The 9,531-nt window shown below is 59.7% G+C and carries 9 protein-coding genes; 2 read left to right on the forward strand and 7 right to left on the reverse strand.

Going from position 1 to position 9,531, the window contains the following annotated elements:
* Nucleotides 1–8 precede the first annotated feature (8 nt).
* The 7 genes from argR to acs form a co-directional block, all read right to left on the reverse strand.
* On the reverse strand, nucleotides 9–989 hold the full coding sequence (gene argR, locus F6S08_RS23050; RefSeq protein WP_065947832.1) for a transcriptional regulator ArgR: 981 nt from the start codon (nucleotides 987–989) through the stop codon (nucleotides 9–11).
* Between the two features lie 218 nt (nucleotides 990–1,207).
* Nucleotides 1,208–1,972, reverse strand: a complete 765-nt coding sequence (locus F6S08_RS23060) for an ABC transporter ATP-binding protein (RefSeq protein ID WP_010208310.1) — start codon at nucleotides 1,970–1,972, stop codon at nucleotides 1,208–1,210.
* A gap of 27 nt (nucleotides 1,973–1,999) precedes the next feature.
* Complete coding sequence (locus F6S08_RS23065) at nucleotides 2,000–3,112, reverse strand: succinylglutamate desuccinylase/aspartoacylase family protein (protein ID WP_065926196.1); 1,113 nt, start codon at nucleotides 3,110–3,112, stop codon at nucleotides 2,000–2,002.
* A gap of 1 nt (nucleotide 3,113) precedes the next feature.
* Nucleotides 3,114–3,812 (reverse strand): ABC transporter permease, encoded by a 699-nt coding sequence (locus tag F6S08_RS23070; RefSeq protein WP_053140043.1) that lies wholly within the window; start codon nucleotides 3,810–3,812, stop codon nucleotides 3,114–3,116.
* The gene (locus F6S08_RS23075) at nucleotides 3,809–4,498 is read right to left on the reverse strand and encodes an ABC transporter permease (RefSeq protein WP_010208305.1); all 690 of its coding nucleotides are present in this window, start codon (nucleotides 4,496–4,498) and stop codon (nucleotides 3,809–3,811) included. Before F6S08_RS23075 ends, F6S08_RS23070 begins: the two co-directional genes overlap by 4 nt.
* Before the next feature lie 91 nt (nucleotides 4,499–4,589).
* Nucleotides 4,590–5,375 carry an ABC transporter substrate-binding protein gene (locus F6S08_RS23080; protein ID WP_065926197.1) on the reverse strand — a complete coding sequence of 262 codons (786 nt, stop codon included), beginning with the start codon at nucleotides 5,373–5,375 and terminating at the stop codon, nucleotides 4,590–4,592.
* 609 nt (nucleotides 5,376–5,984) lie between these two features.
* Complete coding sequence (gene acs, locus F6S08_RS23085) at nucleotides 5,985–7,940, reverse strand: acetate--CoA ligase (RefSeq protein ID WP_053140037.1); 1,956 nt, start codon at nucleotides 7,938–7,940, stop codon at nucleotides 5,985–5,987.
* Nucleotides 7,941–8,351: 411 nt separating this feature from the next.
* On the opposite strand from acs, the gene F6S08_RS23090 reads away from it, so the two are divergent.
* Together F6S08_RS23090 and F6S08_RS23095 are read left to right on the forward strand one after the other, a co-directional pair.
* Complete coding sequence (locus F6S08_RS23090; RefSeq protein WP_027607759.1) at nucleotides 8,352–8,621, forward strand: DUF2790 domain-containing protein; 270 nt, start codon at nucleotides 8,352–8,354, stop codon at nucleotides 8,619–8,621.
* A 510-nt stretch (nucleotides 8,622–9,131) separates the two neighbouring features.
* Nucleotides 9,132–9,531, forward strand: a 400-nt coding sequence (locus F6S08_RS23095) for a ribonucleotide-diphosphate reductase subunit beta (protein WP_315872383.1), incomplete at its 3' end; no start/stop codon positions are given.

The following is a 9,531-nucleotide window of genomic DNA, read 5'->3' on the forward strand; positions in this document are numbered from 1 at the left end:
GAGGATGCTCAGCCGCGCTCGGACGGCACTGACGACAACTCGAACGGGCTGCTGCTGCGCCGCTGGTTGCGATCTTCACGTGGGGTGGCGCCAAAGAAGTTGCGGTAGGCGCTGGAGAAATGCGGCCCCGACGAGAAGCCGCAGGACAGGCCGATCTGGATGATCGATTTGCTGGTTTGCATCAACATCTGGCGCGCCTTGTTCAGGCGCAGTTCCAGGTAGTACTGGCTGGGAACGCGATTGAGGTATTGCTTGAAGATCCGTTCCAGTTGTCGTCGCGACACGCACACGTGCTGGGCGATCTCGTCGGTGGTAAGCGGTTCTTCGATGTTGGCTTCCATCAGCAACACCGCCTGGGTCAGCTTCGGATGGCTGGAGCCCAGGCGATTTTGCAAGGGAATGCGCTGGCGCTCGCCGCCTTCGCGGATGCGCTCCACCACCAGTTCTTCCGACACCGCGCCCGCCAGCTCGGCGCCGTGGTCGCGGGCTAGCACCGCCAGCAACAGGTCGAGTACCGACATGCCACCGCAGGCGCTCAAACGGTCACGGTCCCAGTCGAACAGGTGGCTGGTGGCAATGACCTTAGGGAAGCGCTCGGCAAAATCGTCCTGCCAGCGCCAGTGCACAGCGGCGCGGTAGCCATCCAGCAGACCCAACTGAGCCAGCGGGTACACACCCGCTGACAAGCCGCCGATCACACAACCAGCACGCACCAACTGCTTGAGCGCAGTGCTGAGCTGGGAGGCAATAGCCGTGGGCGGTTCGTCAGCCAACAGGAACAGCTTCTGGAAACCTTCCAGCTTGCCGGCCCACGGCTCACCCGGCAATTGCCAGGCCCCTTCGGTCGCCGGTTCTGCGAGCAGAAACGACAACTCGTAGACCACATCCGGATGCACCCGCTGAGCAACGCGCAAGGCCTCCTCAGCCAGCGCAAGCGTGAGTGCTTTTGTGCTGGGCCAAATCAGGAAACCAATTTTATGGGCGGTCATGGAGTGCTATCCGGAGCGAAAACAGTGAAAGAAGCCGTGGGCCAATGCTAGCCCGTAAACCAACACAAAGCTCAAAAACGATAAAGACCTGCTTTCCTGTAGGAGCGAGCTTGCTCGCGAAAAACCTGAGAACACCACGGGGCATCAGGCTTCCCGCGTTATCGTTGACGATCTTCGCGAGCAAGCTCGCTCCTACAGGGGGAAAGCAGCGGCCTTGATTATTTCAAGCTGCCGGACAGGAACTGCTGCAACCGCTCGGACTGCGGGTTGACCAGCACTTCCCGCGGGTTGCCACGCTCTTCGACGATGCCTTTATGCAAGAACACCAGCTGGTTCGACACTTCACGGGCAAAGCCCATTTCGTGGGTCACCACCACCATGGTGCGGCCTTCCTGGGCCAGGTCCTGCATGACCTTGAGCACTTCGCCCACCAGCTCGGGGTCGAGGGCCGAGGTGGGTTCGTCGAACAGCATCACCTCAGGCTCCATCGCCAGGGCACGGGCGATCGCCACGCGCTGCTGCTCGCCCCCGGACATGTGGCCGGGGAACGCATCCTTGCGATGGCCCACGCCGACCTTGGCCAAATAGTGCTCGGCCTTTTCACGGGCCTCTTTCTTCGACACGCCCAGCACATGCACCGGGGCTTCCATCACGTTTTCAATCGCGGTCATGTGCGACCACAGGTTGAAATGCTGGAACACCATCGACAGGCGCGAGCGCATGCGTTGCAGTTGCTTAGGGTCGGCGGCCTTCATGGCGCCGTCCTTGTTGGCCACCAGTTTCAGCTCTTCGTTATTGAGCAGGATCTTGCCGGCGTGGGGTTGCTCCAGCAGGTTGATGCAGCGCAAAAAGGTACTTTTGCCCGAACCACTGGAACCGATGATGCTGATCACATCACCGGCCGCGGCGGCCAGGGACACGCCTTTGAGCACTTCATGACTGCCATAGCGTTTATGCAGGTCTTGGACTTCAAGTTTGTACATGCGGTCGGTTCTCACAAAAACAGGTGGTCAGTCGTTGAGCAAGCGCCCGTGACGCAGCGCTTCGCGCCCCGCCACCTTGGCCAGCCAGAAACCCGCTTGGGCATAACGTAGCCGTTCAACGGCAAACAACACCCCCGAGGTGCCTGCGCAGATAATGCTCACGCGGTCTTCCAGGGGGTCAATCACTTCAAAAATCGGCTCGCCCTTCTCGATCCAGTCGCCGGCTTTACGCAGGTAACTGATCACCCCGGCGTGGGGCGCGAACAGCAATTCGGTGCCTTCGAAGGGCACGCCTTCGCACGGTTCGTGTTGCGGCGCCGGCCATTCGCCCTTGATCAGGCCTTGCTCGGCGAGAAACGCGAGGATGCCTTCGGCGTGGAAGATCGCTTCGTCACGACCGGTGTCCGCTTGACCGCCCAACTCCAAGGTAGTCGCCAGGCAGGCCAGCGGGATCTGCGCGTCAGGGAAGGCGCGGGACAGACGCAGCCACGGCAACGAGCAGGCCTCATCAAACGAGCTGCCGCCGGAATCTTCCGCGAGCAGACCGACTTTCACATTCAAGTGCGCCGACAGCGAACGCCACTGCGGCCAGTGCTGGGGCAGCGCGTACATGTGCAGTGCGGCTTCGGCGTCGCAGTGCAGGTCGAGGACGATATCGGCGCTGCACGCATGGCTCAGCAGGATGCGCTGCATGCCTTGCAATTGGCTGCTCGGCTCGGGCAATGCGTTGAGCGCATCGGCCATCGCTTGGCGAATCATGCGCACGTTGGCGTGAGCATCATCCCCCAGCTTGCCTGTGAGCAACTCGGCCACCGGCTCGCTCAACTCAACGAAATCGCGGTTGAAATTCTTGCCGCTGCCCACTTCGAAACGGCCCTGGTGGCTGCCTTGCAGCAACTGGCCCAGGCCCATCGGGTTGGCCACCGGCACCAGCTCGATCACGCCGTTGAGGGCACCTTGCGCTTCAAGTTCGGCGAGGCGTTTTTTCAGCTCCCACGCGGCGCGCATGCCGGGCAATTCATCGGCGTGCAGGCTGGCCTGGATATAGGCCTTGCGCTCGCCACTGCCGAAACGGAACACGCTCAGTTGGCGCTCGCAGCCCAGGTGGCCCCAGGGCAACAGGTGATCGATACGTTCCATATCAGTGCTTCCGTGGAGCCAGGTAGCTCAGCCAGCGGCGCTCGGCCAACTTGAACAGGCGCACCAGGATAAAGGTCAGGCACAGGTAGAACACGCCGGCGGTGATGTAGGCTTCGAACGGCAGGTAAAACTGCGCGTTGACCGTGCGCGCGGCACCGGTGATGTCGATCAGGGTGACGATGGACGCGAGACTGGTGGTCTGCAGCATCATGATCACTTCGTTGCTGTACTGCGGTAGCGCGCGGCGCAGGGCCGACGGCAGCAGGATGCGGCGGTACAGCTTGTAGCGCGACATGCCCATGGCCTTGGCCGCTTCGATCTCGCCATTGGGGGTGGCCTTGAGGCTACCGGCAATGATCTCGGCGGTGTAGGCGCTGGTGTTGATCGCAAAGGCCAGGCACGCGCAGAAGGTCGCACTGGACAGCAGCGGCCACAGGAAGCTCTCGCGCACCGCTTCGAACTGCGCCAGGCCGTAGTAGATCAGGAACAGCTGCACCAGCATCGGCGTGCCGCGGATCACGTAGGTGTAGAGCCAGGCAACGCCGTTGACGACCGGTTGCTTGGACACACGCATCAAGCCCAGGGGCAAGGCGGCGAGCAGGCCGAAGAACAGCGAGATGGCGAGCAGTTTCAGGGTGGTCAGCAGGCCGCCAAGGTACAGCGGCATGGCCTCCCAGATGACGTTGTAGTCGAAGATCATAGATCAGCCGCCCTTACGCCTACCGAGTAGCGCTTCTCAAGATGACGCAGGGCCAGCAACGACACGCTGGTGATCACCAGGTACATCGCCGCCACTGCGAGGAAGAAGGTAAAAGGCTCGCGGGTGGCATCAGCCGCCTGCTTGGCCTTGAACATCATGTCTTGCAGGCCCACCACCGAGATCAGCGCGGTGGCCTTGGTGAGTACCAGCCAGTTGTTGGTAAACCCGGGGATCGCCAGCCGGATCATCTGCGGCACCATCACCCGGAAAAACACCTGGAAGCTGCTCATGCCATACGCCAGGCCGGCTTCAGCCTGGCCCTTGGGGATGGCCATGAAGGCGCCACGGAAGGTTTCCGAGAGGTAGGCGCCAAAGATGAAACCCAGGGTGCCGATACCGGCGGCCAAGGGGTTCAAGTCGATATAGTCGTCATAGCCGAGCATCGGCGCGACGCGGTTAAGCAGGTCCTGACCACCGTAGAAAATCAGCAGGATCAGCACCAGGTCGGGGATCCCGCGGATCACCGTGGAGTACAAGTCACCCAGCCAGGCCAACCAGCGCACCGGCGACAGGCGTAACGCGACCCCGATCAGACCCAGAACAATGGCCAAGGCCATGGACGACAAGGCGAGCTGAAGCGTCAACCATGCGCCATCGAGGATGACGGCCCCGTAGCCTTTCAACATGATTCAGGTCCTCGAAAAGGGGGATGAAAAAATGGCGCAAACCGCAGGAATTCTGTTGCTTGCGCCATTTCGGACAGATCGCTGCGACGATTTACTTGGCGTCAGCGCCGTAAATATCGAAGTCGAAGTACTTGTCCTGGATTTTCTTGTATTCGCCGTTGGCACGGATCGCGGCAATGGCTGCGTTGATGCGGTCGAGGTTTTCCTTGTCGCCTTTGCGTACGGCGATCCCGATGCCGTCACCGAAGTACTTGGCGTCGGTGAACTGTGGGCCCACGAACGCGTAGCCTTTACCGGCTGGCGTCTTCAGGAAGCCGTCTTGCAGCAGGGTGGCGTCGGCCACGGTGCCGTCGAGGCGACCGGCTTCCACGTCCAGGTAGATTTCGTTCTGCGAGCTGTAAGGCACAACAGTGGCGCCTTTAGGAGCCAAGACTTCCTTGGCGAAACGATCGTGGATCGAACCGCGTTGCACACCGATCTTCTTGCCCTTCAATTCATCCAGGCTGTCGCTGACGGTGGTGCCTTCCTTCATCACCAGTTGCGCTGGGCTGAGGTAGTAACGGTTGGTGAAGTCCACGGACTTCTTGCGGTCTTCCGTGATGGACATGGACGACAGGATCGCGTCGATCTTGCGCACTTTGAGCGCAGGGATCAGGCCGTCGAACTCTTGCTCGACCCAGGTGCACTTGACCTTCATCTCTTCGCACAGGGCGTTGCCGATGTCGTAGTCAAAACCGACGATGCTGCCATCCGGTGCCTTGGAGGCAAACGGAGGGTAGGCCGCTTCGATACCAATTTTCAGGGGCTTGCCTTCAGCGAAAGCCTGCATGGACAGCACGGACAGCGCCAGGGCGCCCAACAGCACGAGTTTCTTCATCTTGGGACTCCATCGGTATAGGGCAAAACAGCAGTATGAGCCATGGCCCACGATGCGACTGAGTGAAACCGAATAGCGGTGCTGCGTCCTACACCAGTTCAACAGTGGAGACGACGAGCGAGTGATCGGCATTCTAACGACAGGCCGGAAGCCGATATTTCCTCAATGCGACAACAATTTACAGAAGCACTGAGAAAGCGGTTCCAGCACATTGACAGCCTCTGAATTTTATGCAGAGACAAAAGATATTAAACCTGTTGATGCTGCAAATTGCGGGCCTATTATTCGCAAACCCTTCTAGCACGGCAAGTGTGGCGTTTAATCTTATGGCTCGGGGTGTCTAAGGCGCGGTTTTTCGGGGCATAAGCGTAGCCCTTTGCCTCAGGTTTGGGCGATGGGTTACACATTTGTGCCACTCGGTAACATTCAGAAACCTCCTACGCGAAAAACCGATATTTATTTGCCTGATGATCATGCGGGCCTGTCAGACCCTCCCCCCTACCCACCTTGGATTGCAATCCAAATGTAGGAAAGGCGGTGATTTTGAGAAATCATAAAAAAGCCCCACTCGGCATACACCGAATGGGGCTCTTTCCCACCTACCCCGCCTTACGCGACATTCATGGTCTTGTGTGTCTCAATCAAATGCGCCACTACACCTGGGTCCGCCAGGGTGGAAATATCGCCCAGCCCGTCGTACTCGGCCGTGGCAATCTTGCGCAGGATACGCCGCATGATTTTCCCCGAGCGCGTCTTCGGCAAGCCCGGTGCCCACTGGATGACATCCGGCGAGGCAATCGGCCCGATTTCCTTGCGCACCCAGTTCTTCAGCTCCAGGCGCAGGGCTTCGGTGGGTTCTTCGCCATTCTTCAGGGTCACGTACACATAGATGCCCTGGCCCTTGATGTCGTGCGGCACACCCACCACCGCCGCTTCGGCGACTTTAGGGTGGGCAACCATGGCGCTTTCGATCTCGGCGGTGCCCATGCGGTGGCCGGATACGTTCAACACGTCATCCACACGGCCGGTGATCCACCAGTAGCCATCTTCATCGCGACGGGCGCCGTCACCGGTGAAGTACATGCCACGGAAGGTCTTGAAGTACGTGTCGACAAAACGGTCATGGTCGCCGTACAGGGTACGGGCCTGGCCTGGCCACGAGTCGAGAATCACCAGGTTGCCTTCGGCGGCGCCTTCGATGATGTTGCCCAGGTTGTCCACCAGCGCCGGCACCACGCCGAAGAACGGCCGTGCGGCAGAACCCGGCTTGAGTGCATGGGCACCCGGCAGCGGGCTCATCAGGGTGGCGCCGGTTTCGGTCTGCCACCAGGTGTCGACGATCGGGCAACGGGATTGGCCGACATTCTTGTAGTACCAGTCCCACGCTTCCGGGTTGATCGGCTCACCCACCGAGCCCAACAGGCGCAGGCTGCTGCCATCGACGCCTTCGCAGGCAGCGGTGCCGGACGCCATCATCGCGCGGATCGCGGTCGGGGCGGTGTAGAGGATATTGACCTTGTGCTTGTCGACGATCTTGCCCACCCGGGTAATGTCCGGGTAGTTCGGCACACCTTCGAACAGCAAGGTGGTCGCGCCATTGGCCAGCGGGCCGTAGACAATATACGTGTGGCCGGTGACCCAGCCGACGTCGGCGGTGCACCAGTAGATTTCGCCCGGGCGGTAGTCGAATACGCGCTCGTGGGTCAGGGCCGCGTACAACAGGTAGCCGCCGGTGGTGTGCTGCACGCCTTTCGGCTTGCCGGTGGAACCTGAGGTGTAGAGGATGAATAGCGCTTCTTCGGCGCCCATCTCTTTGGGCGCACACACGGTGCCCGCCACTTTCATCAGGTCTTCGTACCAGATGTCGCGATGCTGGTTCCACTTGATCGAACCATTGGTGCGCTTGCACACGATGACCTTCTGGATGCTGCTGGTTTCCGGGTTGGTCAGCGCGTCGTCGACGTTGGCCTTCAGCGGAATCTTCTTACCGGCGCGAATGCCTTCATCGGCCGTGATCACCACCTTCGACTTACAGTCGATGATGCGACCGGCCAGGGCCTCCGGCGAGAAACCACCAAACACCACGGAATGGATCGCACCGATGCGGGTACACGCCAGCATGGCGACCACGGCTTCGGGAATCATCGGCATATAGATGGTTACCACGTCGCCGCGGTGTACATCCTGGCCACGCAGGGCGTTGGCGAACTTGCAGACTTCTTCGTGCAGCTCGCGGTAGGTGATGGTACGGCTCTCGGCCGGGTCATCGCCCTCCCAGATGATCGCCGCCTGGTCGCCGCGCTCGGCGAGGTGACGGTCCAGGCAGTTGTAGGAAACGTTCAGGGTGCCATCGGCGAACCACTTGATGTCGACATGGTGATCGTCGAAAGAGGTCTGCTTCACCGCGGTGAAAGGCTTGACCCAGTCAAGGCGCTTGGCTTGCTCGCGCCAGAAACCGTCGGGGTTGACCACCGACTGCTGGTACATGGCCTTGTAGGTTGCCTCGTCGGTCAGCGTGTTGGCTGCTACTTCGGGGCGAACGGGGTACAGGGAAGCCGCACTCATCTTTCTTACCTCGGTGACATAGTTGTTGTTGTATGACCCAGTTGTATCCGGGGTGGGCCTATAGAACCATTCGACGATGGTAGTAACAAGACCCTACAAAATGCCCTGCTATCCCCGTTTACCGCTCTGGCCCGCAGCCTGCGGGGCTTTGCGGGTGGGTGAAAAAACCTTTATCACGGGATTGTTACAAAAACCGCCAATAGTCTTTATCAAAAGCACGGGTATATGAATATAACCCGCAGGCCTAGAATCACTTCCGCCAACCAAGGCATTGTGATTAACACAACAGTGATTAACAACGTAACAGCCCCCACGAAGGCACGTTAATCCGAACTAACCAATCCTAAGTTACACACGTGGCCTCACAAGGGCCCCGTGACCCCTTTCGCCCTGAAGAAGGTAAGTAAAGAAATGAAAGCTCTCGTAGTTATGGCCCTCAGCAGCTTGTGCGCCACCGCCGCCCTGGCCGACGAGGCCCCGACCGAGCTGGCCGGCCAGAACGCCCCGATTGTCGAGGACTACACCTATAGCACCAAGCTGGACGTGGCCAAAGTATTGTCCATGAGCACAATCCCGGAAGTCTGCGAAGTTGTGCCGGTAAAGATGGAATATGAAGACTCCCAGGGTCAGCGCCATATCCTTAATTACCATGTCATGGGTAATGGTTGCTCTAACGGATAACAACTTCGTTAGTTGGAACAGACCCGGATCTTATTCGCCGCAAGAAATCGTTCTTGCGGCAAAGAACCGGTCCTCCCTTCCCGCCCTCAAAAAGCCCTCCCCTCTTCCCCACAATAAATAGCCCACCGCCCGTCAAAAATTTCCTACCCCATCAACCCCCCGCAAACCCTCACTCTGGCTCAAATAGCCGCCTTTTTGTCTCTGATCCGAGACCATCCGCCGCAACACAAAGCCGAATTTTTCCCTATAATGCGCGGGTAAATCGGGCCTGCAATATCCCTTTACACAGGGACGAAGAGCCAGATCTTGAGCCTGCGCTGGAGTATGCATCCACCGCTCCGCCCCTCAAGCCTCATGCAGTACCCGTTACCCAATTCCGTTTATTTGCCTGCGCGAGCTGTTGCAACAAACGATTCCTTAAGATCCACCGCGGCCCGAGGGCCGTGTGAACACCCAACCATCCGGTTTCACACGGGCACCTTTGAGCCCTCACGCAGGAGACGACACGTCATGCTGAGCTGGGACGAATTCGACAAAGAAGAAGACGGTGAAGTAGCCACCAAAGGCGCCAACGCCGGCCACGCCACCGAAGCCAACATGGACCGCCTCGACGGTGCCGGTGCCGCTGCCGCCATCGAAGCACGCGCCGTCACCGCCAGTGACTCCGCCGCCATCGTGCGCGCCAAGGCCGCCCTGGACAAACTCGACGTCGCCGAAGGCCTCGCCGAACTCGAAGGCGCCTCCGCCCGCGTCGCCGTTGACGAAAAGCGCATGATCAACTGCCGCGCCGACCTCAACCAACTCGTGCCCTTCAAGTACGACTGGGCCTGGCAGAAGTACCTCGACGGCTGCGCCAACCACTGGATGCCGCAAGAGGTCAACATGACCGCCGACATCGCCCTGTGGAAAA

The sequence above is a fragment of the Pseudomonas sp. JV449 genome (assembly GCF_032424295.1).
GTDB lineage: Bacteria > Pseudomonadota > Gammaproteobacteria > Pseudomonadales > Pseudomonadaceae > Aquipseudomonas > Aquipseudomonas marginalis.

Bases quoted from the DNA above. Each gene is read 5' to 3' on its own strand.
- F6S08_RS23065 (WP_065926196.1), bottom strand. From the start codon at position 3,112: ATGGAACGTATCGATCACCTGTTGCCCTGGGGCCACCTGGGCTGCGAG.
- F6S08_RS23060 (WP_010208310.1), bottom strand. From the start codon at position 1,972: ATGTACAAACTTGAAGTCCAAGACCTGCATAAACGCTATGGCAGTCAT.
- F6S08_RS23090 (WP_027607759.1), top strand. From the start codon at position 8,352: ATGAAAGCTCTCGTAGTTATGGCCCTCAGCAGCTTGTGCGCCACCGCC.
- F6S08_RS23080 (WP_065926197.1), bottom strand. From the start codon at position 5,375: ATGAAGAAACTCGTGCTGTTGGGCGCCCTGGCGCTGTCCGTGCTGTCC.
- F6S08_RS23075 (WP_010208305.1), bottom strand. From the start codon at position 4,498: ATGTTGAAAGGCTACGGGGCCGTCATCCTCGATGGCGCATGGTTGACG.
- argR (WP_065947832.1), bottom strand. From the start codon at position 989: ATGACCGCCCATAAAATTGGTTTCCTGATTTGGCCCAGCACAAAAGCA.
- acs (WP_053140037.1), bottom strand. From the start codon at position 7,940: ATGAGTGCGGCTTCCCTGTACCCCGTTCGCCCCGAAGTAGCAGCCAAC.
- F6S08_RS23070 (WP_053140043.1), bottom strand. From the start codon at position 3,812: ATGATCTTCGACTACAACGTCATCTGGGAGGCCATGCCGCTGTACCTT.